The following is a 25,416-nucleotide window of genomic DNA, read 5'->3' as shown; positions in this document are numbered from 1 at the left end:
GATTTAAGGATCCCCCTTTCTCATGCATGCTCGTACCGTCCGCGGCGCCGTCCGATCCGCCACCGTCGCTGCCGCGGTGACCGCCAGTCTCACCTGGGCCCCGGCCGCAAGCGCCCAGATGCCCGAGGCGACCCCCTCCGCCACTTCCACCGAGGCCCCCGTCTCCGACACGGGCAGCGTCTCCATCGTGAAGAAGGACCCAGCCGGCGACGTCCTCCTTGGTGCTGCCTTCCTCCTTCTCGACGCCACCGGCCAGGAAGCGCGAACCGGCAAGACCGATGCCCAAGGGCAGCTGACCTTCACCGACCTCGCCCCCGGCGTGTACCGGCTGAAGGAGACCTTTTCCGGCAGCCCGCTCCACGACGTAGTCGCCGACCAGGACGTCATCGTCACCCCGGGCGCCACCGCCCGCCTGACGATCGTCGACCCGTTCAAGGCCACCAAGGTTCTCCTCCAGGCGAAGGACGACAAGACTGGAAAGCTGCTGCCCGGATCCACCGTGAACATCGGTACGGGCAGCGAGATCCTGCTCACCCTCACCACCGGGTCGCAGGGCACAGCCACGGGAGAGCTGCCCGTGACGAGCCGGAAGACAGAATTCTGGGTCAAGCAGGTGCAGGCCCCCGCCGGCTACGACCTCTACAAGCTGTCGAAGACATTCACGGCAGGCCCAGGCGCGCCGGTCACCGTGACCGTCACCAACGCGGAGGCCGCGACCAGGCCGGAGCCCAACCCCTCGAACAAGCCGACACACGAGCCCACCGGCACCCCGCCCACACCTGCGGACAAGCCGAGCGGCAGCGGGACCGGCGGATCGAAGCCCTCCCCGATGGGCACCAGCACGCCGGACGCAGTCGCCTCGCCCACCCCAGCGGTGGGGCTGGACGACGACACGACACCGAAGCCTCCGGCCGGCTCCCTCGCCCACACCGGCGCCGACGCCACCCCGTGGATTGCCGGCGGCGCGGGTCTCCTCATCGCCGCAGGCACCGTCGCCCTGGTCGTCACCCGACGTCGTACGTCGGCCGAGCCCGAGCCGGACGACACCAGCGAGACCAGCTAGCCGAAGATCACCCACCATCAGCAGGCCCCTGGGACGTCATCCCGGGGGCCTGCTCTCGTCTACCGCCGCGTGCCCACTGGGTCCACCTGCGCCAAGACCGCCACACCGCCCGGCGAAACCCCTACAGTCGGCCGAAGGTGAAGGCGTGCGAGAGCAGAGGAAGGTTCGTGACACGAGGTGGTGACATCGGACGGTACTTGTACTGGTCCGACCGCCGGGTCCGCGCTGTCGCCGAGGAGATCGGCCTTGCCCTGGAGCGCCGCTGGCAGTGGTCGTTCACCCTGAGCCTCCCCATGACGCAGCTTCAGATCGGTGAGGCCAATCGCGCCAGGAACCGCCTGCGGATCGCACAACGACTCCTGCGCAAGCTCGGGCCGCTCGCCGCCTCCACCTTCGACGCCCCTCCTTCCGCCCCTTACGTCCAGGGCACGGGCCATGTGGAGTTCGCCGAGTTCGTTGGCAACTACGCCGCGAACGAGGCCGTGCTCTGCCACATCCGCACCCGTTGCGCGGAGGGACGACCGGTGGACGTCGTCCTCTTCGGCAGCATGGAGCACGTCGAAGGCTTCCGTTCCGGCGACGCGCTCGACGCTGGCTGGGTCTCGTCCGCCGCCCCGGCGATCGAGGAACTGTTGCGCAGCCGGGGCACCGAGAACACCTGGCAGTGGGACGACGACCAGTCCCGTGCCGTGGAAGCCCTGAAGATCGCGGTTCAGCAGGGGCAGCGTCCCGGCCATGAACACGAGGGCCAGCCATGGACCCGCGGGTACACGCTGGGACACGACCGTCAGGCCCACTGGTGTGCCGAGGTCTACGCGGATGTCGTTCTGGACGACGCTCGGTGGAATCTCGACGGCGAGTTGGGCATGGCCGACGCACACCGGATCGTGATTGGTGCTCCTCTATGGGTGCGGGCACTGCGGCCGGACACCATCGTCCGCTACCAGGCAGGAGCCACCGGGTGGTTCCGCCGTCTGCTTGGTCGGCGCCCGGCACCAGCGCCGTCGAGCCCGTCGGCCCATGCCGCTATCCGTGCTCCTGGCCGAGTTCGAGCGCCGGAATGAGAACGGCGGAGGCGTCGCAGTCGGTGCAGGCGCGCGCTCTGTCCCGCATCAGCGCGTTCACCGCCTCCAGCGTGCCCAGCTCTGTCCCGCCGCCCGCGGCGTGCCGGCACATGGCGTCATGCACGACCGTACGCCCCCGGCGCTCGGGGGCGGGACGGACCACCCAGCCGGGAGCCGGCCGCGGCGGATGACCTGGCAGACGACGCGTCGGCACGCCGGACAGATCCACGCCCTTGATGGGCGTCAGCTGCCGATCGGTCACCCAGACCGTGTACTCGGCCGCCTCGACTCCGTCCTACTGGTGAAGAGGTGGTATTCCAGGAGTGCGCTATTCGGCCTCTGGGGCTGAGGCGGCGGTCGGGGCGCGCCTGTTCGATGCCCTTGCCTCTGTGCCCACTTGTCATCTGTGCGGATGAGGTCGAGGACCAGCCCGAATGAAGTGCGAGCAGCTGTGGCCCGTGTGCGCGATGAGGCTGCTGCGTGGCTGGAAGCCTTCGACGGAGGGCTTGACCTGTTAGACGAGCGGAGGCTCCTCACGGCCATGCGTGCGGCCCAACTCGAGCTGCGGGCGGGGACGGTGTACTTGCTGCGCGAACCCCTGCATCCCTTCGACGTGCGGTACGCCGGGGAAACCATGACCCCCCTCCGAGTTCGACTCGCGGGACACCGCAGTAAGCGGGAATTGCCGGTGGGTCGGTGGATCGCGGCGCTGAAACGCAGGGGACTAGAGCAGATCCACGAACCCAGCCCGCCCGGCGTCAGCGCTCGCCTCCTCAAAGACGTGGAGAAACACTTCATCTACCAGTACACATGGCAGGGTGCGGACCTCCTGAACCGTGGATGCGCCGACGAAGATGCGGCTTCCTACATCTGGATGCAGCAGCAGGTGTATCTCGCCTATCGCTATGAACCGTCAGTTCCCTACTGGGATGAGGAGGCCGAGGAGTGGGATTGGGAGAAGCCCGATCCCCCACCACGCTGGGACTCACTACGGCGCTGGCGCTACCGGGTCTGAGGTGCCTTCTGCCTTGAATGCGAGGCCCAACCAGGCCAGCCATGCCGCCTTCAGCAAACAGCCGCATCAAGGCGACAGGGGCCCGCGAATCACCTGCGACGCGTTGCTGCCAGGGTTCGATACGACATGGCCCGAGGAAAACGACCAGGAGAACACCGCCGACGCCCACTCGTGAGCTAAGCGCCCTGCAGCGAGGCATGTGACGGTTATCAATTCGCAAAAGTAAGCAGCACCGTTTGCATGGTAAAGAGGCAGTGTTCCGACCCTGCGCTATTCCACGGCACCCGGCCAGGGGAGCCTTGATGGTCTCGCCATGGTGCTACGAGATCGCGGCGGCGTGCAGGAGAGGCTTCACCTCAAAGCCGGGGCAGAGGATCCTTGACGTTCGAAAGCTTCTTACTGCGCACGGTTCGGCCGTCGGAGAGCAAGATCCGAAAGCGTACGTATCGGGGCACCTGCCCGCCAACCAACTTGCGCTCGGGTAGGTCCATCCACAGCTTGACTCCGTCGAAGGCAGGGACCTTCAACGGTTCCTCGAACCGTTCCGCCTTCAGGAGCTCGGACCTTATGCGTGGTACGCAACTCAAGTGAGCGACGAGTTGCACCCGTTCTGCTCCCGCCGCCGTCGAACCCTTGTTCATCAGGCGCAAGCCAAAGCGACAATCACGCCTCCTCACCCTCACGAGCGCCCTCACGCAGCACTGGGCTGATACCCCATCTTTCAACCCTTACCTTCACCTTGGGCTTCGCACGCCGATAGGCCATCCACGAGATAAGCAGGCTGAATGATGAGATGGTGGCACTAGCTCCGGCGATTGCCCGCGCGAGGTTGTCAGGTTGTGGCGCCATTGACCAAGTGTGCCGACGGATGCCTGGGTCCACCCAGGGACACGCTGAACCGCTAACCGCCGTGGACTGTCCTGACCGCCGAGGTTCGAACATGGCTGCGGGTCGGTGAGGCGGGCAGATCCGATGGGGAAAACTGATAGTCCGGTCCGCCCCAGTGCTCGTAGCCTGTTGCCGTGAAGCCGAGAAATCTCGCCGCGATCCTCACCCTTCCGAAGCAACAACGGTTTGGGGTCATAGCCGAGGGACTGCAAATGCTCGCGGAGCACGTTGGCACGCTGCGCGACGACCTGACTCATCTCCAGGAGGCGCAGCGATCTCGCGGCGCTGCCGTGATCGACGGCCTGGCGAGTGAGGAAGCCGCCAAGATCCTCATCCTGCTAGATATCGCACGCATGGGCTGGGATGACGACCCTGCCGTGGCGCGACAGATCAAGAGCATCATCAGCCACAGAGTCCGCGGTATCTACGGTCGTGTGATCGAAGGCCGGCCGGCCAGCTTCGGTGAGGTCCGCCGATACGCCGACAGCCTGCGTCGGAGCCACTACCTCGATGGTCCTAACGACGTGGACTGGATCTTCCGGAACGTCGTCGAGGCGGAGCGCGAGGAGAGCCTCTACGTCGACTACGTCACGAGCGAGGGCGTCAGCCTCTGGATAACACCGGCTTCCGGCAGCGAGCTGAGGCTCGAACTGTGGCCGAGCATGGTGATCGACCTGGCAATCGCATTGCACCGCCTTGGGTGCACGAGCGAGGTGGGCCTGACGATCATCGCTGACGAATGGAAGAGCGTGCCCCTGGAGGACAGCACCCACTGGTCGGTGGTCGAGGGAATTAACACAGCCATCTTCGACAAGCTCAACGCGGCCGGTCTCTGCAGCGACGATCTGACACCGTCAGACGTGCGGCTCGCCCGTGAGCACTGGACTTTTCCTCTCGGTAGCCTTGAGCTATCGGAGATCAAGGTCACGCAGGCGGATCTCCAGGCTCGGCGAGCGAAATGGCTCGCGGACCAGTGGTAGCCGACCCCGCCCAGCCGCCCGGGCACTGTTCCCCGACGGTTTCGACGACCGTGTTCGACGGCAGCCTGCGCGGCCCCGGCCGTCAACCCCGGCCCGACAGCCCGGCACAGACGGGCCACCACCCAGGCGCGGGTGCCCTCCAACTCGGCCTGGGCTTCCCGCTGTCGCGGGGTTCGGTAGCTCACGACGGGCCGGGACGGCGGACGACAGTGCGACGCGGAGCCGCCGGAGCCGGCCCCGGCGTGCCATCGGCGCTCTTGCGGACCTGAGCGTTGACGACCTCCGGTTTGATCAAGTCGTTCGGTGTGCAGCCCAGGATGTCGCACAAGGCGACCAGGGTGTCCATGCTCAGACGCTGCGGCGGCTGCGTGACCAGCCGATAGACCTGCTCACGCGAGAGCGTGATGCCGCGCTCGGCGAGCAGCGGTACCAGATCCGAGGTCTGGAACATTCCCTGGTCGGCCATGAGCTGGCGCAGCTTCCACTGGTAGCCCATCTTCCTGATCACACCGTCACACTCCAGTCGTCACCCAGGCGGTCCTTCATCGACGCCTCCAGCAGCTGGTTGCGGTACTCGTTTGAGACGCCCATGTAGATGGCGGTGGTGGCCGCGTGGGAGTGACCGACCTGTTCCTGAACGAACCGAGCCGGGTAGCCGAACTCGGTCAGGTGGGTGATGTAGCTGTGGCGCAGGCAGTGCAGGTCGAGGTCCTCGTCCAGGCCCGCGTCCTGCCGGGCCGCGACAAAGGCTTCGTTGATCGAGCGGGGCGACAGCCGCCCGACCCGTTCGGTCACCCACAGCGCCGGGTGCCGGCCCGGTGAGAGGCGCGGCCGGATCTCCGTGATCCACTCGTCGAGGACATCGATCGCCCAGTCCATCTCGGGAACGGTCAGCACCGTGCGCCGTTTGGGAGGCGCCCCCTTTGAGGACTTCCCGAAACGCACCATCATGCTGCCGTAGGCGCCGAACTGCGGGGCCTTCCGGTTGCGCCGCAAATCCACCAGGTCGACCCGGGACGACTCGGTACGCCGGGTGCCGTAGGCGTAGATCGTCTTCAGCACCGCCGCGTCCCGCAGCGCGGTCAAGGCACCCTTCCGCCCCTGCCCCCGCACCCTGGCAGGGCGGGCGTCAGCCGCATCGAACAGCGCCTGAACTTCGTCGTAGTCCAGCGGACGCCGGCGGGGATCCGCCTCGTACTCCACCGTATGAGAACCGAATTGCCCTCGTGGAAGACCTCCCGCGGGGCCCCACCGAACTTCTCCAGGCAGGTCTCGATCCACCCGTAACGCCGGTCGAGCAAGTATTCCAGGAACAGAGAGATCGTCACCTCGTACGTGCGGGCCGTGGACATCTGGATCGGCTGCGTACCGCTGCGAAGGTGCGCGATGAATGCCTCGCCCTCCGCCGGAGTCCATTGCCACGGGTGCAGGCCGGTGAACTCCTCCAGACGCTGCACCAGACGCAGGCGCGGATCGATCGTCTTGGCCTTCAGGAAGCGTGCCGCCTGCTGTCGAGCCCAACCGTCTCTCATCGCCTCGAACACCGCTGCTGCCGAGTCGAGGTGCACCACATTCCGGGCCAGCACAAGCCGTGCTGACCCCGGGGCCTCGGTAGTCACGACGCCGTTGTAACGGATGCAACATTGTTGCGGCAGCCTCTTTCCTCCCAGGTCACCGCCAAGAGTGAACTCTCGCCGAAGTCCGCCTCACCGCGCTCGGCCAGCAGTATCAAGAGTTCGAGCAGCCTGCAGGGTGTTGCATCCGATGCAATTCATCCCGTTTGGGCACGCGACCCAGGAGGGGACGCCGACGAGGTAGCGCCACCGGTGCGGGCCGGGCACCTCCTGCCGAGCGTGGAGCCGGACCCGCACGGTCTGCCCGTCCGGCAAGGTCAGCGCTATCTCGGCCGGAAGGGATCCGGCCGTCCGCCGGTCACCGCTCGGGCCGTCCACCTACCCGGCCCCGGCGTCCAGCTCCCGCGCCGCCATACGCAACGCCACCCGCTGCCCGGTCCCGGCCTCATGCCAGTACGGGTGCCACCACACCTGTACCGACAGCTCCAGTAGGCGCCTACGCAGTACCGTCGTCCGCTCACGGTGGGCCGGGTCGGCGAGGCTCCGATAGGTCCGCTCCCAGGCAGACTGCGCGGCGATCAGGTCCTCGGGGAAAGCAGAGCATCGTATACGGTTATTGCATCACGTGTTCGATTTCTGTCGCATCTGTGCAGGTAGTGGGCGCAGGGATCGGTGTCCTGTGACACCGAAGCTTGAGCGGATGCCAACGAAGTTTGATCGGCAGGAACCCAACTCACGGCGTGCAGGGGTGCGGAGCCGTCAGCCAGAGCGAAGGCTCCGCGCGGCTGCTGCACCGTGACGGGATCAGCGGTCGCCGACTGGTGAGGTGACGCACGGCGCGTAGAAGTCCTTCACTCCGAAGCCCCACTGCTTCCAGGGGGCAATGCATTTGAGGACGACGGCGGCCACAGGGGGACTCGCGGTGCCCACGAGATCGGTGACCGTGCCGACCACGGGCACGTTGGGGATGGGTCCGGGGTCTGCCGCGGCTGCCGTGCCGCTGCTGAGGATCGCGGCGCCGGCCAGTGCCGCGACTGCTGCCAGCCTTGTTACGCGCATCAAGGTTGCTCCGTTCGTTCGTGTCGCACCGCAGGGGGCGATGCGCGTAGAGAACGCCTTCGGCCCGATCTTGGTTACGCCGCTGGCAGGCAGATCGCGACGGTTCGCACCTCAAGCTCCGATGGCACACGCTCACAGTTCGCTGTCACAGGACACTCGGCTGGGAATCATGAGCTATGAGTGATACTCAGCGAAGGTTCGTGACGGCGCCGTCCGGTACCTCCGAAGTAGTGGATCCACTGCGCTCGAGCCAGCGGTCGACCCAGGCTGGCACGGAGAGGGCAAGCTGCTGCTGGGCAGCGAAAGTCGCCGGGCGGTGTTTCTGGATCCGCTTCAGGCGGTCGCCATGGCGCTGGATGGCGCGAACCTCCAGCACTCCGGGCCGCTCGGCCAGGCCGGCGGCGACGGTGGTGCACTGGTCGCTGTAGCCGGGCGGCAGATGGCAGGTGCAGTGTTCGTCCACGGAGGCGAGGGGCAGGCCCCAGCTTGGCGCCGCGAGCAGTGCCAGCAGCCGCCGGTGGCCGGTGGTGCCGGAACCTTCCGCGAACGTGGGGTCGATGATCCAGCGTTCGCCACCGCCGCGTTCGTGGTGGCCGAGCCAGCCGGTCACGGCCAGCGGTGCCCCCAGGGTCCGGATCAGGCCGACACGGCGCAGCAGCCCGCTGGTCAGCCAGGCCGACGCCGCGGTGCCCCGGCGGCCCGGCCGCCGGTAGGGACGTTCGGCCGGGTGCCACAGGGCTGGCACGTCGCGGTGGCACGGCGTCATGCCGTAGGCGCCCATCTGCCGGTCCTGGACGTCGACCGCGCGCAGCCAGGCGTCGGGGTCCAGACCCAGCAGAGTGACGGAGGCGGACGTGTCCAGCATGCGCAGCATCACCTGCCCGCCCTCGACGTGGGTACGGGCCCCAGGCACCCCTTGGATGTCGCCGTACTCGTCGGCGCGTGGCAGCAGCGCCTCGGCCAAGTCCAGAGCCTGGGTCTCCTCCGGGTCGCGCCGCTCGACCGGGTCGGCCTCGAATCGGATCAGGAGGCGGTCGGAGCGCGGGTCGACGTATTCGATGCCCCATGGGTGCAGAGTGGTGATCCGACGCCAGGCCAGTGCGGCCATCACCCGGGCCTCCAGCAGCATCTGGTCGGCGTCCGGCTGCGGGATCAGCAAGGAGCCAGGCGCGGCGGCTTCGACCTGGCGCCGGGCGGACTGCCAGGGCATCCCGGTGTACAGACGCAGCAGCTCGGCGCGACGTTCGACGGCGGTTGTCTTCGTAGCTCGAAGCTCCTCAACACCGCGGGGCCGTCCCGACACAGCACGCGCGGCGGAGAGCCACGAAGAACATGCGGACCACGCAGCGGCGCCGGCCGAGTTGGCTTCTCCACGGCGTGCTTGATGTCGGGTCAAGCACGGGGCAGGGACCCCGCCGGGCCCACAGCTCCGGATTCGACCACATCGACCGGGGGCAGGCCCTGGTCGATGTGGTGACGCGCCGCCGCGTCACCCGAACGTTCGCAGTCGGCCATGGGGCCGGGTGAGGTGAGCGCGCCGGCCGGTTCCATCCGTGCCCGCCCGGAACCGTTCCAGCTCAGCACGGTGATCTCCCGGTGCAGAGGTGCCGGGTACAGGCGCCCATCGGGGGTGGCCGGCCCCCACAGCTGGTTGATCAGCTCCGCCAGATCCCGCACCGTTCGGGCCGCCCCGACAGGAGTATCGACATGGTGGCCGGAGGGATGGGCAACGTAGTTACGCAGCTTGGCCAGCGCGTCTTCGACCGCGTGGCTGCGCCGCCCGCGGAGCAGACCCGCCGTACGCGCCCACAGGCGGAGCCCATGCAGCATCCCGTTGAACTCGATGGCGTGGGTGTCGACGACCAGCTTCGCGCGTTGCCGCGTCATCCTGTCCGCGCGCTTCTTGACGTCGTCGTACGACGTGACGGTGTAGGAGACGTCCGGGGCCTGGCGGAGACGGAAGGTGATGGTGCCGGAGCACCACTCCATGAAGCGGTCGCGCAACGCCTGCTCGTAGATGAGGAGCGCCTGGTCGCCGACCATGGTGCACACGTCGTAGCACAGCACGCCGTAGGCGAAGACGGTACGCAGCCGCTTGAAGGAGTCGCGTGTTCCTGCCGCGACATCCTCCACCAGGTCGCAGTCGGCGATCTGCCGCTGCTGGAACTCCGTGGCGTCCTCGGGCCTCATACGGCCGCCGAGCCCGTAGGGGTTGAACGCCAGCGACAGATCGTCCGCAGCGCGCAGCTCCTCAAGCGGCCGGATCTCCATGTACTTCTCCTCACTATGGGAAACGGGCCAGCTTGCACCTCCGGGCCCCTAGTCGGCCACCCCTTTCCCTTCAGGTGACTTCGTGAGCGCGACGCGAAATGGGGTGGAAGGCAACAGTTCGCCGGGGGCAGACAGGAAAGAGCTCGGAAAGACTGGCCAACGCGTTCGAGACCATGTCAACGTAGACGACCTTGCAAGAAACCCCAGGTCAAAGAGGTGATTGCCCGTGACCATGGCTCCCGTTGGCCCCGGATTCTCCACTGCCATCGAGGCCCTCCGGCTGCGTGAGTGGCAGCTCGGGCCCGGTCAGCCCACGCTCGTCATGGACCAGTTCTCCGCCGACGACTTCAACCTGATCGTGGACGACCGTGCGGACGTGCACGTCAGCAGCAAGGACGGCCGCTTCTACCTCGGTTGGTTCCCGCTCGGTCGCCCCGGCACCGACGGCGAAGGATGGAAGATCGCCGTCACCGGCACAGCCACGGTGCGCGGCTACCACCTGTCCTTCGACACCGAGACGCCGGCCGACATCGTCGCCGCCGCAGTGGCACGCGTGCTGGAAACCTCACGGCGGGTGTGACACCGCAGGAGTTGGCCGGAAGACCTCACCGAGGGCGGCTCGCCGACTCCCGGCAGCAGGCCCGCACTACCGTTCACCGTTTTCCTCACACAAGGAGGCTGTTCGTGACGCACCCGGAGATGACCGTCGACGAGGTCATCGCCCTGTTGTCCCATTGCGACGGGAGCGCCCCCGTCCGCCAGGCCATGAACCCGTTCTTCCCCATGGCACATCGCCTCGCGCAGGTCGTGCAGTCCGTGGACGAGACAGGCCGGGAGGTCGTCTACTTCGCAGAGGGGCGGGACGAGGACACACAGCTCGGCCATCTGCCGCCCGAGGTGGCCGTCGCCCTTGCCTGGCAGGGCCCCGTCCAGGCACCACCGTGCCGCCCCCGCCGAACTGCCGGCGGTAAGTAGAACCGCACCAAGCCCTTGGAGGCGCCCCTGTATCCCGACTTCCCGCTCGACCCGTCCACTCCGCCTGGTGGTCAGCCCGCGTTCTGGGTCGGTCCCCGGCACCTGGCCGGTGACGACAAGCGCCTCTACGACACCGTCGCCGACACGCTCGCCGGCCTTGGCTGGACGAGCCTGACCATCATCCGCGGACGGCGGGAGCCGGAGGAGGCTCCGGAGGACCGACCGGTCCTGCGCAGCACCGTCCTCCATATCAGTCCCGACACCCTCCGGTGGGCCCAGTGGGTCCTGCCGGACGAGCCGTTCTACCTGGGGGAGCTGCCGATCGCCTGGCAGGTTTCCGCCCGCGCGGACACGGGCAGCCCGCTGGCGCAGTGGTCGGCCTACTTCACCCCCGACGTCCCCGGCGAGGTCCTCGGCGACTTCCTCGTCGCAGTCGACGCCCGCGATCAGCCATCCCTGCCCCTCGCAGGTCCCGAGGTGGTTCTCGACGCTGTTACGGCCCATGGTTGGCTGCGCGACATTGACCAGCCGGGTGCGGGTGCGACGGACCCCACCTTCACCTCCCACCTCAGCCACGGAGAGGTGCCGCCGCTCATCCAGGACGCCGACCCGCGCGCCCTGGCGGCCGAGGCTGACGAGTCGGGCCTGGCCGGGTGGCAGGCATGGGCCGAGCCGGTGCTGGGCTCGCCATGTCTGTGGGCTGCTTCCTTCGGCGCCAGCGTCCCGAATGACCTCGTCGCCGCGTTCGCCGCCTCGCTCAGCTCCACGGCACCGGTGCTACGGCGGGTGCTTCCGGAAAGCACCCAGGACAGGCTCCTGCGCGCACCCGCCGACTGACTGGGCCAGCCGTACCCCGTGGCGCCCCTTTCCGGGCTCTCTACGTGCGTTCCAACTCACACGGCCCGGGCACCCCGATCGGGGTGCCCGGGCCTTTGGTGTGTCCGGCATCTAGGGGGTGTCTCTTTGGACCACTGCCCGGCTGGATGAGTGTTGGTTACTCTGCTCCGATGGCCAAGACGACAGAGTTGGAGCTGGTGGTTGACCTGCGGGGGCGGCCGATCGAGACGCTAGATGACTTCTGGGACGCCGTCACCGAGCCCTGCGGGCTGCCGGAGTGGTTCGGCCGGAATACAGATGCCTGGCGGGACACTATCCAGACACGAGGCATTTCCGAGGTGATCGACAGCTACGACGTCCTGGTCGTTCACGTGGACAAGCACGGAGTCTTCGCTGCGCGGAACCGTGAGGCACGGGCGCTGCGCCGCTCGTTTGCGGGGCGGCAGTCGCGGCTGGTCGTGCACGAGCTGTCCTGATCAGATCAGCTCAGCGGCGGGCCCAGATCAAGATGGCCGCCAGGTGCAGGGCCGCCTGGTAGGCCAGGGCAAGCTTGTCGGTGCGCATCGCCAAACCACGCCATTGCTTCAAGCGGTTGATGCATCGCTCGGCGGCGTTGCGCTGCTTGTATGCCTCAGCATCGAAATCCGGTGGGCGACCTCCCGCACGCCCTCGCCGCAGACGATGTCCCACCTGGTCGTTAGGTTGTGGGATGACCGCCCGGATGCCACGCTGGCGAAGGTGTCCACGGATCGCGCGGGACGAGTACGCGCGATCCGCGAGGACGGCCACCGGTCGGGTCCTGGGTCTGCCGAGCCCGCTGCGCGGCACCCGGATCCTGGCCATGACCGCCTCGAACGCCGGTGCGTCACCGGCCTGGCCCGCGGTGACGTGAACGGCCAATGGGCGTGCCTGGCTGTCGCTGGCCAGGTGAACTTTCGTACTCAGGCCGCCGCGGGAGCGTCCGAGTGCGTGATCTTCCGGTTCGGACTGGCCGGGCGCCCCCTTTTCCTGGCTCCGGCAGCATGCTGGTGAGCTCGGCAGACAGTGGAGTCCACCGACACCGTCCAACCCACCTCATCGCCAGCATCCGCCGCGGCCAGCACGGCCGCGAGGACCCGTTCCCAGGTGCCGTCAATCGCCCATCTGATCAAGCGCTTGTGCGCGGTTTGGAACGAACCCAGTTCGGCTGGCAGGTCCCGCCAGGGTGAGCAGGTGCGGTACTTCCAGGCGATGGCCTCAAGGGTCCGACGATGGTCCGCCCACCGTCGCCCACGGACCGGATCGGCCGGCATCAACGGCGCGATCCGGTCCCACATCACATCAGTGATCACCAACCGGACAGACACATTCAATCAACCGGCCAACCCATCAAGGAGACACGCTCTAGTTCCGTCACTTGGTGTGCGGCGGTGGCATGCAGGGGCGCCCTCGTCCACAGCGTGTGGACGAGGGCGCGGAGGAAGGCAGGGGATGCGTCAGCCCGTTGCCGATGCCTTGGCGAGGGCCTTCTCCAGGTGCAGGTCCACGAGGGCAGGCGAGCCGGAGACGATCACCAGCAGGTTGCCGTCGCGGATCGCGATTTGCTTGACGACCGTGTTCTGCCCGCCCGCGGAGAAGGTCATCAGCTGACCCCACTGCTCGTCACCGAGCTGGGGCGTGGCCGTCTTCTGCGTCATCACGTCGATGGCGGTGCTGCCGGCGAGGACCTGGTACTGCGGGCAGCCGGTCATGGTGTCGAAGATGCGGTCGGTGCCGTCGGACAGCTTGCTCGCGGTGTCGCTGTACAGCTCCTCGGACACCTCTGAGTGGCTGCCGTCGGCGTACATGAAGCTGGCCTTCGCCTGGTGGGGGAAGTCGGGCGAGCCACCGGTGGCCGCGTCGCCGCCGAGGTCTTTCAGGGCGGGGCAGCCGAGTTCGGTGACGTCGTCGTGCTGGGCAGGACGCTCAGGCTTGCGGCTGTACCCGGTACCGAGGTCGCTCTCGTCGAGCAGAAGCCTCTCCAGCTCGGTCGGCGACAGTGCATTGGCCTGGTCGGCGGTGATCGGCTTCCTGCTGTGCGGGGAGGATGCAGGAGTGGACTTCGCGTTGCTGGTGTCGGCGGAGCAGGCGGGCAGGGCGAGGACGGTAACGGCGGTGAGGCCGAGGGCGACGGTGACGCGAACGCGCACAGTGAGTTGACCCCTTGATGCTGGGTGACGGTTGGGCAGCGCGGGCCCGAGGCCCGATGGGGTCGTAGGAGTGGGGGTCAGTGGCCGAGGTGGCGCAGGCAGTCCTCGAACGTGGCGTGCGTGGCGTCGGCAGGGCCGGCGTGCCGGTTGTACCAGGCGGTGTCGAGTCGCGTTTCGGGCTGCATGTGTCCCTGGCGGCAGCGCACCCAGATCTGTCCCTGGGTGGAGATGATGACCCAGTCCCGGTATGCACCGCACTCGGCGCACGCGACCATGTCACCGTCGAGGACGATCGGCTGCGTCCAGGGCATCACCCGGCCGTCGAGCTGGTCGTGGCTCGGCACGCGCAGTTCCGGCGGGAGGACGTCGTCCACCACCGAGGTCGGCTCGGGAGCGGATTGATGAGCGGCCCGCACCTGTTGGACCTCGGGCGGCACCTGGCCGACCAGACGTACATGTGCCTCGTAGTGCTGGCGCTGCCTCTCGCTCGGCTCCTGCGCCCGGCGGCGTATGCGGTAAAACACCGTGACGTTCTCCCTCGTATCGTCCTGCTCGCGTCATGATCGTGCCGCAAGCCCATGACCTGCTTCAATTCACAAAGTCCACAGTCACGCTCTGCCCCGTCGGTGCCTGGGCTGGCCCGGTACTCGTTGCCCCGCGCGGTGTGCCGAGCGGTCCGCGGTGTGTTGGGAGCTGGCCAGGTCGGTGGTGTCTGCAGGCAGGCCCGCCGTCCGCCGCAGTCGCCATACGAGGACATCGCTGACGGATTCCGCTGTGCCGAGCTCCCGTCGCCCGGCAGCTTCGGCCAGGAGGACACCCGGGTCGTGGCCGACGGCTTCGGCATCGGCGAGGGTGGCGGCGAGCGCGTACCAGCCGGGCTCGGCGATGATCCGCTCGGACAACTCTGGGAGGGCCTTGCGCAGCACCATCATCTGTCGTTGGAGCAGCGGGCGGTCCAGGCGCCGGCCGCGCTGGTAGAGGGCGCCGAGCGGCTGGGCTGCGGCGGCCCGGTAGGCGGCGCGCAGATGCTCGGCCGCCTGTCGGGCGGCGGCGGCCTGCTGGGCGTGCCCCTTCTTCGCGTGCCAGTGCATGGCGGCGGTGACGAGGAAGAACAGCATGTCGATCGCCATCGCAGTGGTCGTCCCGTCCTCCCCGCGGCCGAGCGCGGGCCCACCGTGGACAAGGTCGCGGGCGGCCTGCCGCAGTGCCCGGTCGTGTCCGCGCTCGGCCTGCACGTGCGAACGGGACGCCCGCTCGAAGGCGATGGCGGCCTGCCGCAGTTGCGTCCGGGTGTGCGCGGCAGAGGTTTTCGCGAGCGCGCCAGGACCTCGCCGGCCGAGGCGATGTGAGCGGCGGCGACCGCGTCGTCGCCCTGCTCGATGACGATCAGCGCCTGCCACGCCGTAGAGGCAGTGACTCGGCGTGCGGCGGACGGGGCGCCGGGAGCCGTCTGCGACGGTGAGTTGGGTGATCCGGTGGCATGGTTGTCGCGATCGGCGGACCAGCGTTCGCGGATGTGGGGCAGGGACAGGTCCGGGGCGAGTTTGGACCCCGAGTAGAAGATGGGTTCGCCGTCCTTGTTTCGGTCGTCGGGGAGCGCGACGGTGTAGCCGAGCAGGTCACCGGAGGGTGCGATCCGTCTCCGGATGAGCAGGCCAGCAGCGGCGAGTCGGTCGAAGAACTCCGTCTCGCCGGTGGCTCCGGCCACGGCCCGGCGGACGGTTTCGCGCAGTTCCTCGCGCGGGGTGCGTTCCCGCTGCCGCCGCTCGGCCTTGTGACGTTCGGCGCTGGTGGGCTGCTGGGCGGCGGTGCCGTCCCCAGTGTTAAGCCGCTTGAGGCCATATTCGGCTTCGATCAAACGGGCTTCGGCCTGAGCGCGGCCCGCGTCGTTGTTCAGCCGGGGCCTACGGCCGTCTTCGCGGACGAGGGTGGCGATGATGTGGATGTGGTCGTCGGCGTGGCGGACTGCCGCCCAGCGGCAGCCGGCGTCGTCGCCGTCGGGGGCGATGCCGGTGGCCGCGACCATGCGCCGGGCGATCTCGCCCCACTGCTCGTCGGACAGCACGGGGTCCTCTGGCGCGGCGCGCACGGACAGGTGCCATACGTGCTTCGCGGGGCGGCGGCCGGGGGCGAGGGCCTGGACTGGCTGGTCGAGCAGCTGTTGCAGGTCCGTGTAGGTGGTCTGCGGGTCGCGGCCGGGGTCCGGGGCCAGGCTGTCCCAAGCTGCCACGAGGTGCGGGTCGACGTGTTCCTCGTGGGTGCCAGGTCCGTACAGGTAGTACAGCAGTCCGATGGTGCGCTTCCCGCGCTTGTGGACTCTCGGGATCATGAGGGGTGGTTCTCGGTGTCCAGGTAGTGCTGGGTGAAGTTCTCCACTCGCTTGGCGGCTCGGTGGACGGCGTCGAGGACGGCTCGGGCGTGTGGGACGTCGGCGCCGGCATTGGTGGCCTTGGCCACCTGGTTGAGGTTGTTGCCGATCTGGCCGAGGTGCCGGCGTACGGCGAACAGCTCGGTCAGCACTTCTCGTTCGGTGGCGATCTCGGCAGCAGTGCGGTCGAGGTCACGGGCGGCTCTGAGGGCGGCGTGGGCGAGGAAGCCGGCGACGCTCATGCGGCAGGCGGACGCGGCGCGGACGAGGATCTGGTACTCGTCGTCGTTCATGCGGCAGCTGGGCTGACGCATGCGCTTGTTCTCGTCGCGCAGACGCTCACGCTGGCGTACGTGCGGCTTCGGCGGCGCGGCGTGTTCGCGGTGCGCGGTGTGGCAGGTGTGCTGTTGTGCCCCTTCAGGATGCGGTCCGCCCTCGGCCGCATCCTGGTGGACCGGCGCCCCCCGGTGCCGGTCCGCTCCCGCCGCCTCAGTGGCGGGGGAGGCAAGAGCATTGCTCCCATCGGGAGCAATGCTCTTGCGATAACTTGCTCGCCCCGAGACCGAGTTGGAGTCACGGGCAGGTGCGTGGGTGGTGCCGTTGTCGTTGTGGGTCGTCATCGGGTTCGGGGCCTCGAGGAGCGGATGCGGTGTTGGATGGCGGCGGCCAGCTCGACCATGGCGGCCGGGTCCGAGATGACGCGGACAGGAGTGTCAGGCTCGAATTGGACGAGCCATTGGCCGGTCGGGGTGAGAACCGCGGCGTACAGAAGTCGCCGGCGGACCAGGACGTCCGCCCAGGCGCCAGCCTCGCCGGTCGTGAACGGGGACGAGCGAGTTGGACGGGAGACCATGAGGCGACTCCTGGGAAAGGCGGTGGCCCGGCACTGTGCCGAGCCACCGGTTACGGAACTGGCGGTGAGCTGCGGCTTTGCGGCTCATCCGCATTCGGGGCAGCGTCGGACGTGGCCGCTGAGTGCCCTGGCCATGCGTGTCTTCGCTGACAGCGCGTGCGTGGCGCTGGTCTTTGCTGATGCCTTGCCGGCGTGACGCTCGGAGTGCGTACGCAAGATCGCGATGTCCCGCTCGTAGTCTTCGCGGAGGGTCTCGAAGCGGCGGCACGTCTTCATCGGACGGGGCTCCCTGTCTTGCTGGTGCTGTCGTTGCTCCGCAGCTGTTGGAGCACGAGGCTCAGTCGGTCATTCCGGCCGCCCTTCAGCCCCTCGCGCCGAAGGATCTCCCGCAGCTGCACCCGGGTGATGGCTTCATTGCCGTCCCGTTCGAGCAGTGCGGGGACATGCGGGCGGACCTGCTCGACGAGCTGGTCAATGGACTCCTGCAGTTCCTGTGACGGACGTTGCGTCCGTAGGCTGCGTGATGGGCGTCGGTGATCGCCCTTTTTCTGGGACGCCGTGGGTGCCTGCCGTCGGCGCGTCATGTGCATCCGGTCCCCGCTGGCGTTGGTCCCCGTGTCGGTGTCGGTTGGTTCCCGGTCCCCGGTGGGGTCGGTCCCCGACTCGGTGCTGCACGGTCCCCGGTCCCCGGTAGGGCCCTGAGGAGGCGACTTGCCCTCTGGTGGGCAGGCGCCTTCGTTGTTGTCGAACACGGCTCCGGATTCTGGCTGGCGAGGCTCACCCCCCGCTTCCCGGTCCCTGGTCCCCGCGTCCCGAGCCACGGTTTCGGGGATCATCGCTCCGCCCTGCCCCCGGTCCCCGGTCGGATCGGTGACGGTGGGATTCCCATCGTTGGGGACCATGGTCGTCGTCGTGTTGCGCGCGGGGACCGTGGCGGTCGCCCAGTTGTGCTGAGGGGACCAGGGGGACGGCAAGGGGACCGTGGCCAGGTGGAGTGCGTGCCGGCGTGCGGCGAGTTGGGCGAGCAACTCGGTGCGCTGGGCAGGGTTGGTCCCGACCGAGGCCCGGCCGATCGCCTTGGACAGGCGTCGAGTGAGGCGCCGGCCACGCCAGCCCGTTCGTTGCTCGTGGGTGCGCTCGGCGAGGCGGGTGGCGAGGTCGACCGCCCGTCTGGTGGCTCGGTCGCGGGTGATCTGTGCGGCGTCGCGGTCCCGGGCGGCGATACCGAGGCGGGACAGCAGCCGCTCGCGGGCCTCTCGGCCCAGAGTCGCGATGAGGCCGTGGGAGGCGGCGCCGGGGGTACGCAGGCGCAGTTCGATGCCCATGGCGAGGTGCCAGAGCATCGCCGCCATGACCGGTCCGACGAAGGCCCGGACCGTGCCGCCGACCGGGCCGCTTTCAGCGTAGGCGGGAATCACCTGTACACCGGTGATGACCCAGACGAGGGTGCCCGGCAGCCCGGGCGCCCCCTGGGTTGCCAGGTTCTGCCGGGCCATCAGTGCGGTGGCGAAGAGGGCCAGTTCGGCGGCGCTGAACATCGCGGCGCGCTCGGCTGTGCCGGCCATGTCGAGGTAGTCGGCGGCGAAGCGCCAGCTGGTGTCCGCGCTGTAGGCGGTGCAGCCGAGCGCCGCCAGAGCGGCGACCCTCACCGCCGGACTACCCGAGCGACTTGCTGGACGCGTTCCCCGCTGTCGGATCACCCAGCCGGTGAGTACCAGGACCAGGACGGCGGCAGGCAGGCCGACGACGAGGAGGGACGTGTCCGAGACGATGCCGAGGGACAGGAGGCGGTGCGTCATGCGGCCTTTCCGAGAGGGGCGTGCACGGAGTTCGACATCACCGGGCGGGTGGGCACCGGCTGCTCCTGGGAGGGAGCGGTCGCGGGCAGTGCCGTCCGCTTCGCCTTCTTCTTCCGCCTCGGCGGGACGCCGTGGGTGAGGTCGCGGTCGAAGATCTTGTTGGCGGCCTGTCGTAGCAGGTCTCGGGCGTGCTTATGGCTGATGTGCAGGGCGACCGCGAGTCGGTCCGCCCGCCATCCACGCACATACGCATGGTCGATGACCACCTGTCGTTCGGCCTCCGTGAGGTGGACGTCGCGTCCCTGGAAGATGGCGAGCACGCGGGTGTAGTCCAGGCGTTGGGGGAGCCCGTCGTGCCAGGGGCGGCGCTCAGCCTCGGTCAGTCCGCCCCAGATGCCCTCCTTGAGGGAGTTTTCGAGGGCGTAGTTGAGGCAGTCACGGTGGACGGGGCACGCGGCACACAATTCTTTGGCCTCTGCGATGGCCTCATGGTCCCGGGGCAACGGGAAGAAGATGGCGTCGGCGTCCTCGGCATCCATGCCGTGGCACACGGCGCGCGTGTGCCAGCTGGTGTCGCCGATCCCGCGCAGGCCGGTGGCCGGCGCGTCGTGGGTGGTGATGTGGCGCAAGGGAGGTCTCCGTTGTGCTGCCGCGTCTTCCGGCGGGGCCCGTGGCGGGCGTGGACGCGGCGTCGGGCGCCGACTGGGGGCAGGGACCGCAGTCGGGGCGTGAGGGGGTGTGCAGCGGTGCATCAGTTGAGATGCACCGGTGGGGGCGCTCAGGCCAGCGCGGGCTGGGGTGTCCGCGTGTGCCTGGCTGCGGCGAGGTCGAGGCGGCCGGGATGCGGCGTGGCGCGCGGCGCATTGCCGCGTGCTGCGCCGTCGGGGCCGATCCGTCGGCGGCGGCAGGGCTCGCCGACGGTGGCGTTGCACCACGTGCACTCGACCGAGAGCACGTCGGGCTGGCCCTGGGCGATGGCGGCTTCGCGGGCCGCCCGGGCGGGCCGGTAGCGGGCGAGGGCGGCTCGGGCCTCGGGCGGGATGCAGGAACCTACTTCCTTCAGCCGCGCCTCGAGCCTTGGGTCGACCCTGCGGCCGGCGAGCTGTCGGTACTGCGTGGGCTGAGCGGTGCCGGCGGCGACAGCACACCGGGTGCCGACCAGTTCCGCGGTCCAGGCGGCCGGGTCGTCCGGATCGGCGGACGGAGTGGGGTCGGTGTGCCGGTAGAGGCGGTCGCGCCGGTAGCTCTCCCATGGACGGGCGATGTCTGCGGGGACGATCGGGTAGGGCGAGACCCGGATGTGCTGGCGGGCGGCGACGCGGGCGTCCCACCCGTGGGGCGTGGCGAGCGGCACGTCGCCGAGCAGCTCGTGCCACTGGGCGAGCTGGTCACGGGCCTCGCCCTGGTCGGTTCGGATGGTGCGGGGGTCGAGTCGGCCGATGTAGGCCAGCAGGGCGGCGATTTCGCGACGGTCCATGGCTACTCCGTTCCGGTCGGCTCGTCGAGGGCGGCGAGGAGGGCGGCGGTGTGGGCCTGGGCGCGGGTCATGGCACCCGCGGGCCCCGAGCCGCCGTTCCCGGGAAGGGCGTAGAGGCTTGGCCGGCCCGGGGCGTGCTCGCGGGCGATCCACGAGCGCCAGTCGGCAGCCCAGGCCCCCGCCGGCCTCGGCTTGAAGTCGGCGCGGTGAGCACGCCACTTCGCGTCGGCGGCGCGCAGGCCGTCTTCGCCGAGGCGAGCCAGGTGCCCCTGCTGGTGGGCCCAGGCGTGGGTGGCTGGGTCGACCTGCCACTCGCTGGCCGAGGTGACAGCGGCACCACTACTGCTGTACCTACGGTTCACCTTCGGTTCACTACGGTTCTGGGGGCCGGATCCCGGTACATCGGGGTGCCGGTTTCCGCCGGGAGGGACCGGTTTCCGGACGGGCCGGATTCCGGACCGTGGTGGGGGAATCCGGTACATCGCGGGGGCGAATTCCGTACCGCCGCAGCGCCGAGATACGGAGCGCGGGGCTGGCGCTGGCGTCGTCTGCTGGTGCCGCTGCGCCGTCGGTCTCCTGCTGCGTCGCGGCTTCTGCCACGGCCTCAGCGGCGAGGGTCAGGCGGTAGACCGTGCTGCGCTGGGGCCCCTGGAAGCCGTCGAGCTGTTCCAGCTCGCCGCTGTCGAGCAGCCGGTCGAGAGCTTCGCGGACCGTGGAGCGGGAGGCGTTCACTCGCTCGGCCAGGCTCGCCAGGGAGGCCCAGGCGATGCACTGCTCGTCGGCCACCCGGTCGGCTATCGACAGCAGGACCAGACGGGCAGTTCCCCGGCTGGAGCTGTGCTCCCACACCCACTCGCGGGCATCGCTGCTCATCGGCTGCTCCCGCCCGCGAGGCGGGTCAGGTCTGCCGCCGGTGCCTGGATGGAGTACTCGTGGCCGGGGAGGCCAGGCGCCGAGACGAGGGTGCCTGCCGCGTAGGCCGCACCGTCGGGCCTTTTGCGCGTGGCAGAGCGCATGCAACAATCTCCTTTGCAGTGTTGCCACGCTGACGCGCCCGGTGGAATTGGGATCAGCGTGGTGATGGTGGGTAATCTCCCGCTCTTGCCGGAGCGGGTTTTGCCGCTATGCGTTCGGCGTCCGGAACCCCACGTTTCGGGCGCCGCCGCTGTATGTGGACCTATGCGGTCGGGACGGTGTGCACGTTGCTCCTCGCGTTCGGACTGCCGGGCAGCCCGCCCGGGGGACGACGAACATAGGCGCGTGCCTGCGTCAAGATCCAGACTTGGTTCAACATCTCTCCACTACTCGCAGCGCGTCCGACGGCTATGTCCCACCGCGGATCGTGCGCGTGAAGCCAGCGGAGTCCCTCCGAGCACCGGGACGGAACGCGGCGGCTGGTGAGGCATGGCGGACTCCAAGGCGTGAAGGCGTGCAGGGACGTTTCTGCAGAATGAGTGCAGGCCGATGGCGCGAAGGTAGGCTAGGAAGCTCCTCTGATCGACGAAACGAAAGTATCCTCGTTTGGTCGAGTGAGCAAGTGGCTACAGTGTTGATCAGATCTCATCTGACCAGGAAGGACGGGTTGCATGCCGGCACGCCGGTTCGACGCCGAACGCATGCTTCTCGCCCGCCGGGCCATCGGTCGCAAGCAGAGCGACGTGGCGGCCCACGTGGGCGTCAGCCCCGCTCGGGTCAGCGCCTGGGAGAAGGGGCGCTCGGTTCCGGATCCGGAGAAGCTGCCCCTCATTGCCCAAGTCCTCGCACAGGACAAGGACGAACTGTTCCCGCGTGAGGGGCTTCCGGACCTTGCCGATCTCCGTGCCGACGCCGGCTACTCGCAGGCCGCGACGAAGGAGCTGACGAGGACCAAGACGGCCGGCCCGGTGGCTGCCGCGGAGAACGGCCAGCGGCGCCTCGCCGAGGAGTACCACCTGCCGTTGGCGGAGGCGTACGGCGTCGGCGTGGAAGCGCTGCTCCGCGCGCAGGAGCGCTCCTTCGGGATTGACGTGCCGGAGCCTGGCGAGACGGTGACACCGCAGGCCGCCGGCGATGGCCTCCCGGAGACGCTCGCAGAGAAGATCACGTATCTGCTGGAGCAGCTTCCGTCCCCGCTCTCGGACGCAGAGGTCGCAGCACTGGGCAACAGCCGCACGAGGACGAAGATCCTCACCGAGGACCTGGTACGAGATCTGCGCACCGGAGCGGTGAACAGCACCTCGGAGGAAGTGCTGGACGCGCTGGCCGAGGCTGTGGACACCACTCCGCTCATCTGGTCCGCCGACGCCGACGTCCAGCGAATCATCGCGGAAACGATGCTGCTCAGGGGTCAAGTCGCCGCACTCGCCGCACGAGGCGGTGAACAGGAGGGGCTCTCGACGGCACTGCTGGAGTTCATTTTCAGAGAGGTCGACAAGGCCCGAGCGGACGCCCAGGGGAGCGGCCCGACTGACTGACCGGCTGATGAAACGGCGTGCCCGGCGCGAGGAACAGGTTCCTGTGCCGGGCACGTGGTCTTACAACCGGACGGTGACTTCCACCAAGGATTGGCTGGCATGGGCGGCCAGGGCGGCCTGCCAGACCTTGGTCAGGTGAGGGGGGATCATGCCCGGCTCAAGAGCGTCAGGGTGGCAGAACCGGTACTCGCTCAGCTCGGACTCCTGCAGCACGATCGCGGCTTGCTCCTTCTCATCGAGGATCCCGCCGTCGTACACGTAGAGCACCTGGGCGCCTCGGCCGGGGATGGTGATCCAGGCGTGCACGAGGAGCCGGCCGATGGAGGGCGTGATACCGAGCTCCTCGTGGACCTCCCTTGCGGCAGCCTCGGACGGGGTCTCGTCCTTGTCGATGTCGACGGCGCCGCCGGGCAGGTTCCAGTGGTCCTTGTACGTCGGGTTGACGATGAGAACGGCGCCCTCCGTGTCGAAGAACAGGGCGGCGGCGGAGGCGCTCAGCGTGGAGGAAGGGACACTCATGGTTACATCCTGGAGGCGTGGTGGGCAGGCTGCTCAGCGACGGTGCCGGCTATGAGCGGGACGGCGGCAGGGCTGGCCGAGCGGTAGGCGTCGGCGACGCGGAGCAGCCAGGGAACTTCGGAGGCGAAGCCGTCGCCGACGGTGTCGAACCTGACCGGCGCTCCCGCGGGGTGACCGACTGCGCCGAGAGCCGCCTTCAGCCAGTACGCCTCCGCCGTGGCCGCAGCGTCCGCGCCCCTCAGCCCTTCGGCCTCCGCGACTGCGCGGGCACGCGAGAGAAGGTCGGCGGGCACCCGGCGCCGCAGCTCGTGCGTGACATCCCGGATCTCGGTGACGTACCGGCCGAGCCGAATCTGCGGCGTGGCATCGTGCGAGAGGACGTCACGGGCCAGGTTGACCAGGGCAGCGGCCCGGTGCCCGCCGAGCAGACGGCTGGGCTTGTACAGGGCCTTGCCTTCCACTGCAAGCACGAGGTCACGCCACAGCGGATGGAGGCGGATGACTGCACGCATGCACTGGACTCGCCCGATGAGCGATCGGGCGGCCGGGGTCACAGCCCCGACCAACCACAGCAGGAAGCCGCCGTACAGCACGCCATCGGTGATCTGCTCCTGTTGGGCAACGGACGCCGCCGACGGAACAGCCACTGCAGTGGGCAGGAGGAACGCGGTACGCAGGGCGGCGTACGAGACGAGCAGGACCATGCCAGCGGCCATCATCGCCAAACCGGCTCGCAATGGCCATCGCTGGGCACGCCGCGCGGCCCGGGCCCACTGATAGCTGCACACCGCTGCCGCTGCTGCTGTGTACAGATAGAGCAGTCCCATGGAGGTTCTTGCTCGCGCCGTCGACGAGGTCCTGGTCGACGTCCAGGGTCCACACCTGCCCCGAGGGGCCGACGAGCTTGCCCAGCAGGCTGGCGTTGTAGCCGGTGGCGGCGCCGGCCTCCAGGACCTTGTGGCCGGGCTGCGCGTCGAGCTGTTCGAGCTGGGTGGCGACGATGGAGGGCGCGGAGATGCAGGCGATCATCTCGCCGTGCTCGTCGTGCTTGATGGGCACCGCGTCCTCCTTGTACGCCGAATTCAGGTCGACGCCGGGCAGGAAGTCATGGCGGTCGGTGGTGCGGAAGGCGTCGATGACGGCGGGGGTGCGCAGGTGACCGCTCTCCTCAAGGCGGTTGGCGAGGGATTCGCGCAGTTCGGCGGGGTCGTTGGCGGGGGTCACGGTGGTCTCCATTCGAGCGAGGTTAGGGTCCGGGGAAACGGACCGGCGAGTAGACACGGGGGCGTCAGCCGTTGTGGAAAAGGCGACTTGACGGCCCAGCCACGCAGTGGCCGCCTGTTCGGTGACAGGCGTCCCGGCACGGTTGAACGCGAAGATCGCGTGATGGGCGAGGATGGCGCGCAGGCCGCGTATCAGTCGCCCATCAGCGGCCAGTTGACGCAGACGCCGGCCGGTATCCGCGAAGGCGGTGACGCGGTGGGTCCAGCCCGCCTCGGCGTCCGGGCGCCGGGCCGCGTCGGCGTTCATCAGGCGCCGCATGGCCGAGAGGGAGCGGTCAAGGGCGATCCCGGTGGGCGGGAGGACGGGGGGCCGCACGGCGGCCAACTGGGACCAGACGTCTCCGGCCTCGAAGGGGTCAAGGCCGGCTTCACGGATCGTGGTGGACAGCAGCATCACGCAGCGTTCGCGGGTGCCGGGGCTGCCGGTCTCGGGCAGGGCGCTGCGGCTGTCGGCGCAGAACAGATCGTGTGCCACGTCCATTGCCTCCGGGCCGCCGAAGGCTTCGGTCTCCGGTTCGTAGATGCTGTTGGCCCAACCGGTGATCTGCTGATCGGCGACGAGGCGGTCCAGCAGCCCCGCTGCCGGGCGCTCGGTGCGCAGGCGCAGCCCTGAGTCCTTGCGCAGGAAGTGGAAGCGCTGGTCGTGCAGCGCGGCCGACAGGACCTGGGCGGTCTCGGGGCTCACCGCGCCGCCAGGGAAGGCAACGGTGGCGTGCCACCAGGTGGTGTCGTAGGTGATCGGAAGCTTCTCGTCGTCGTCGAACGTCATA

General features: G+C 68.8%; 25 protein-coding genes and 3 pseudogenes. 9 read left to right on the top strand and 19 right to left on the bottom strand.

The annotated features are described in order from the left end of the window. Nucleotides 1-22: 22 nt before the first annotated feature. Both RKD23_RS05240 and RKD23_RS05235 read left to right on the top strand, forming a co-directional pair. Nucleotides 23-1,063 carry a SpaA isopeptide-forming pilin-related protein gene (locus tag RKD23_RS05240; RefSeq protein WP_424852548.1) on the top strand — a complete coding sequence of 347 codons (1,041 nt, stop codon included), beginning with the start codon at nt 23-25 and terminating at the stop codon, nt 1,061-1,063. Nucleotides 1,064-1,260: 197 nt separating this feature from the next. Then, the gene (locus RKD23_RS05235) at nt 1,261-2,127 is read left to right on the top strand and encodes a DUF7019 family protein (RefSeq protein WP_424852547.1); all 867 of its coding nucleotides are present in this window, start codon (nt 1,261-1,263) and stop codon (nt 2,125-2,127) included. Here RKD23_RS05235 and RKD23_RS05230 read toward each other — a convergent pair. After that, nucleotides 2,090-2,389, bottom strand: coding sequence for a DUF6233 domain-containing protein (locus tag RKD23_RS05230; RefSeq protein ID WP_424852546.1), 300 nt, complete (start codon nt 2,387-2,389; stop codon nt 2,090-2,092). The two genes, RKD23_RS05235 and RKD23_RS05230, sit on opposite strands and share 38 nt — an antisense overlap. Nucleotides 2,390-2,578: 189 nt before the next feature. Here RKD23_RS05230 and RKD23_RS05225 point away from each other — a divergent pair, with 189 nt between their 5' ends. Continuing rightward, the gene (locus RKD23_RS05225) at nt 2,579-3,142 is read left to right on the top strand and encodes a hypothetical protein (RefSeq protein ID WP_424852545.1); all 564 of its coding nucleotides are present in this window, start codon (nt 2,579-2,581) and stop codon (nt 3,140-3,142) included. 1,022 nt (nt 3,143-4,164) lie between these two features. Next, complete coding sequence (locus RKD23_RS05220) at nt 4,165-5,010, top strand: hypothetical protein (protein WP_424852544.1); 846 nt, start codon at nt 4,165-4,167, stop codon at nt 5,008-5,010. Nucleotides 5,011-5,191: 181 nt separating this feature from the next. On the opposite strand, the gene RKD23_RS05215 is transcribed toward RKD23_RS05220, so the two are convergent. The 5 genes and pseudogenes from RKD23_RS05215 to RKD23_RS05195 all read right to left on the bottom strand — a co-directional run bounded on the left by RKD23_RS05215 (nt 5,192) and on the right by RKD23_RS05195 (nt 9,914). Continuing rightward, nucleotides 5,192-5,518, bottom strand: a complete 327-nt coding sequence (locus tag RKD23_RS05215; RefSeq protein WP_424852543.1) for a helix-turn-helix domain-containing protein — start codon at nt 5,516-5,518, stop codon at nt 5,192-5,194. Then, a pseudogene (locus tag RKD23_RS05210) lies at nt 5,515-6,542 on the bottom strand (tyrosine-type recombinase/integrase). The gene RKD23_RS05215 and the pseudogene RKD23_RS05210 overlap by 4 nt, the downstream one beginning before the upstream one ends. Before the next feature lie 846 nt (nt 6,543-7,388). Continuing rightward, nucleotides 7,389-7,643: a hypothetical protein gene (locus RKD23_RS05205; RefSeq protein ID WP_424852542.1), complete on the bottom strand. Its 255-nt coding sequence runs from the start codon at nt 7,641-7,643 to the stop codon at nt 7,389-7,391. A gap of 187 nt (nt 7,644-7,830) precedes the next feature. Beyond that, a complete protein-coding gene (locus RKD23_RS05200) occupies nt 7,831-8,853 on the bottom strand; it encodes a hypothetical protein (protein ID WP_424852541.1) in 1,023 nt (340 codons plus the stop codon). Between the two features lie 182 nt (nt 8,854-9,035). After that, complete coding sequence (locus RKD23_RS05195; RefSeq protein WP_424852540.1) at nt 9,036-9,914, bottom strand: hypothetical protein; 879 nt, start codon at nt 9,912-9,914, stop codon at nt 9,036-9,038. Between the two features lie 226 nt (nt 9,915-10,140). Between RKD23_RS05195 and RKD23_RS05190 the strand changes: the two genes are divergently transcribed. The 4 genes from RKD23_RS05190 to RKD23_RS05175 all read left to right on the top strand — a co-directional run bounded on the left by RKD23_RS05190 (nt 10,141) and on the right by RKD23_RS05175 (nt 12,202). Continuing rightward, nucleotides 10,141-10,494 carry a DUF317 domain-containing protein gene (locus RKD23_RS05190; RefSeq protein WP_424852539.1) on the top strand — a complete coding sequence of 118 codons (354 nt, stop codon included), beginning with the start codon at nt 10,141-10,143 and terminating at the stop codon, nt 10,492-10,494. Between the two features lie 104 nt (nt 10,495-10,598). After that, the gene (locus tag RKD23_RS05185) at nt 10,599-10,889 is read left to right on the top strand and encodes a hypothetical protein (RefSeq protein WP_424852538.1); all 291 of its coding nucleotides are present in this window, start codon (nt 10,599-10,601) and stop codon (nt 10,887-10,889) included. 15 nt (nt 10,890-10,904) lie between these two features. Continuing rightward, nucleotides 10,905-11,726 carry a DUF317 domain-containing protein gene (locus RKD23_RS05180; protein WP_424852537.1) on the top strand — a complete coding sequence of 274 codons (822 nt, stop codon included), beginning with the start codon at nt 10,905-10,907 and terminating at the stop codon, nt 11,724-11,726. Between the two features lie 170 nt (nt 11,727-11,896). Next, nucleotides 11,897-12,202: a barstar family protein gene (locus RKD23_RS05175; RefSeq protein ID WP_424852536.1), complete on the top strand. Its 306-nt coding sequence runs from the start codon at nt 11,897-11,899 to the stop codon at nt 12,200-12,202. A 10-nt stretch (nt 12,203-12,212) separates the two neighbouring features. Here the strand turns inward: RKD23_RS05175 and RKD23_RS05170 are convergent. The 10 genes and pseudogenes from RKD23_RS05170 to RKD23_RS05125 all read right to left on the bottom strand — a co-directional run bounded on the left by RKD23_RS05170 (nt 12,213) and on the right by RKD23_RS05125 (nt 21,407). After that, nucleotides 12,213-13,072, bottom strand: a protein-coding gene (locus RKD23_RS05170; protein WP_424852535.1) for an IS5 family transposase whose coding sequence is annotated in 2 segments (ribosomal slippage) — nt 12,213-12,721 and nt 12,721-13,072 — 861 coding nt in all. Because the reading frame shifts where the segments join, the coding sequence is not laid out codon by codon here. Nucleotides 13,073-13,201: 129 nt separating this feature from the next. Next, on the bottom strand, nt 13,202-13,894 hold the full coding sequence (locus tag RKD23_RS05165) for a hypothetical protein (RefSeq protein ID WP_424852534.1): 693 nt from the start codon (nt 13,892-13,894) through the stop codon (nt 13,202-13,204). A gap of 77 nt (nt 13,895-13,971) precedes the next feature. Further along, entirely contained in the window at nt 13,972-14,418 is a 447-nt protein-coding gene (locus RKD23_RS05160; protein ID WP_424852533.1) for a hypothetical protein, read from the bottom strand. An 84-nt stretch (nt 14,419-14,502) separates the two neighbouring features. Then, nucleotides 14,503-16,223, bottom strand: a pseudogene (locus tag RKD23_RS05155) (relaxase/mobilization nuclease domain-containing protein). Further along, the gene (locus RKD23_RS05150) at nt 16,220-16,576 is read right to left on the bottom strand and encodes a plasmid mobilization protein (protein ID WP_424852532.1); all 357 of its coding nucleotides are present in this window, start codon (nt 16,574-16,576) and stop codon (nt 16,220-16,222) included. Before RKD23_RS05150 ends, RKD23_RS05155 begins: the two are co-directional and overlap by 4 nt. Nucleotides 16,577-17,387: 811 nt before the next feature. Next, entirely contained in the window at nt 17,388-18,914 is a 1,527-nt protein-coding gene (locus tag RKD23_RS05145; RefSeq protein WP_424852531.1) for a hypothetical protein, read from the bottom strand. Next, on the bottom strand, nt 18,911-19,543 hold the full coding sequence (locus tag RKD23_RS05140; protein ID WP_424852530.1) for a WhiB family transcriptional regulator: 633 nt from the start codon (nt 19,541-19,543) through the stop codon (nt 18,911-18,913). Before RKD23_RS05140 ends, RKD23_RS05145 begins: the two co-directional genes overlap by 4 nt. 149 nt (nt 19,544-19,692) lie before the next feature. After that, nucleotides 19,693-20,391 carry a zinc finger domain-containing protein gene (locus RKD23_RS05135; RefSeq protein ID WP_424852529.1) on the bottom strand — a complete coding sequence of 233 codons (699 nt, stop codon included), beginning with the start codon at nt 20,389-20,391 and terminating at the stop codon, nt 19,693-19,695. Nucleotides 20,392-20,393: 2 nt separating this feature from the next. Then, nucleotides 20,394-21,264, bottom strand: a pseudogene (locus RKD23_RS05130) (helix-turn-helix domain-containing protein). Continuing rightward, a complete protein-coding gene (locus RKD23_RS05125; RefSeq protein WP_424852528.1) occupies nt 21,261-21,407 on the bottom strand; it encodes a hypothetical protein in 147 nt (48 codons plus the stop codon). Before RKD23_RS05125 ends, RKD23_RS05130 begins: the two are co-directional and overlap by 4 nt. 570 nt (nt 21,408-21,977) lie before the next feature. Between RKD23_RS05125 and RKD23_RS05120 the strand changes: the two genes are divergently transcribed. Continuing rightward, nucleotides 21,978-22,844 (top strand): helix-turn-helix domain-containing protein, encoded by an 867-nt coding sequence (locus RKD23_RS05120; RefSeq protein ID WP_424852527.1) that lies wholly within the window; start codon nt 21,978-21,980, stop codon nt 22,842-22,844. A 60-nt stretch (nt 22,845-22,904) separates the two neighbouring features. On the opposite strand, the gene RKD23_RS05115 is transcribed toward RKD23_RS05120, so the two are convergent. From RKD23_RS05115 to RKD23_RS05105, 3 genes are read right to left on the bottom strand one after another with little or no spacing between them, the layout of a single operon-like run. Then, the gene (locus tag RKD23_RS05115; protein WP_424852526.1) at nt 22,905-23,363 is read right to left on the bottom strand and encodes an NUDIX domain-containing protein; all 459 of its coding nucleotides are present in this window, start codon (nt 23,361-23,363) and stop codon (nt 22,905-22,907) included. Between the two features lie 2 nt (nt 23,364-23,365). Further along, nucleotides 23,366-23,833 carry a DUF6545 domain-containing protein gene (locus RKD23_RS05110; RefSeq protein ID WP_424852525.1) on the bottom strand — a complete coding sequence of 156 codons (468 nt, stop codon included), beginning with the start codon at nt 23,831-23,833 and terminating at the stop codon, nt 23,366-23,368. A gap of 4 nt (nt 23,834-23,837) precedes the next feature. Next, nucleotides 23,838-25,415, bottom strand: coding sequence for a methyltransferase, FxLD system (locus RKD23_RS05105; protein WP_424852524.1), 1,578 nt, complete (start codon nt 25,413-25,415; stop codon nt 23,838-23,840). Nucleotide 25,416 lies beyond the last annotated feature (1 nt).

The sequence above is a fragment of the Streptomyces sp. SAI-170 genome (assembly GCF_049739565.1).
In the GTDB taxonomy this organism is placed as follows: domain Bacteria; phylum Actinomycetota; class Actinomycetes; order Streptomycetales; family Streptomycetaceae; genus Streptomyces.
Note: the sequence above shows the minus strand (reverse complement) of the source record. Positions and strands in the feature narration are given on the sequence as shown.

What these genes read in the sequence shown, in the direction of transcription:
- RKD23_RS05145 (WP_424852531.1), bottom strand. Translation starts at nt 18,914, where the DNA reads ATGACGCACCGCCTCCTGTCCCTCGGCATCGTCTCGGACACGTCCCTC.
- RKD23_RS05195 (WP_424852540.1), bottom strand. Translation starts at nt 9,914, where the DNA reads ATGGAGATCCGGCCGCTTGAGGAGCTGCGCGCTGCGGACGATCTGTCG.
- RKD23_RS05105 (WP_424852524.1), bottom strand. Translation starts at nt 25,415, where the DNA reads ATGACGTTCGACGACGACGAGAAGCTTCCGATCACCTACGACACCACC.
- RKD23_RS05205 (WP_424852542.1), bottom strand. Translation starts at nt 7,643, where the DNA reads ATGCGCGTAACAAGGCTGGCAGCAGTCGCGGCACTGGCCGGCGCCGCG.
- RKD23_RS05240 (WP_424852548.1), top strand. Translation starts at nt 23, where the DNA reads ATGCATGCTCGTACCGTCCGCGGCGCCGTCCGATCCGCCACCGTCGCT.
- RKD23_RS05120 (WP_424852527.1), top strand. Translation starts at nt 21,978, where the DNA reads ATGCCGGCACGCCGGTTCGACGCCGAACGCATGCTTCTCGCCCGCCGG.
- RKD23_RS05150 (WP_424852532.1), bottom strand. Translation starts at nt 16,576, where the DNA reads ATGCGTCAGCCCAGCTGCCGCATGAACGACGACGAGTACCAGATCCTC.
- RKD23_RS05115 (WP_424852526.1), bottom strand. Translation starts at nt 23,363, where the DNA reads ATGAGTGTCCCTTCCTCCACGCTGAGCGCCTCCGCCGCCGCCCTGTTC.
- RKD23_RS05200 (WP_424852541.1), bottom strand. Translation starts at nt 8,853, where the DNA reads ATGCCCTGGCAGTCCGCCCGGCGCCAGGTCGAAGCCGCCGCGCCTGGC.
- RKD23_RS05175 (WP_424852536.1), top strand. Translation starts at nt 11,897, where the DNA reads ATGGCCAAGACGACAGAGTTGGAGCTGGTGGTTGACCTGCGGGGGCGG.
- RKD23_RS05135 (WP_424852529.1), bottom strand. Translation starts at nt 20,391, where the DNA reads ATGGACCGTCGCGAAATCGCCGCCCTGCTGGCCTACATCGGCCGACTC.
- RKD23_RS05125 (WP_424852528.1), bottom strand. Translation starts at nt 21,407, where the DNA reads ATGCGCTCTGCCACGCGCAAAAGGCCCGACGGTGCGGCCTACGCGGCA.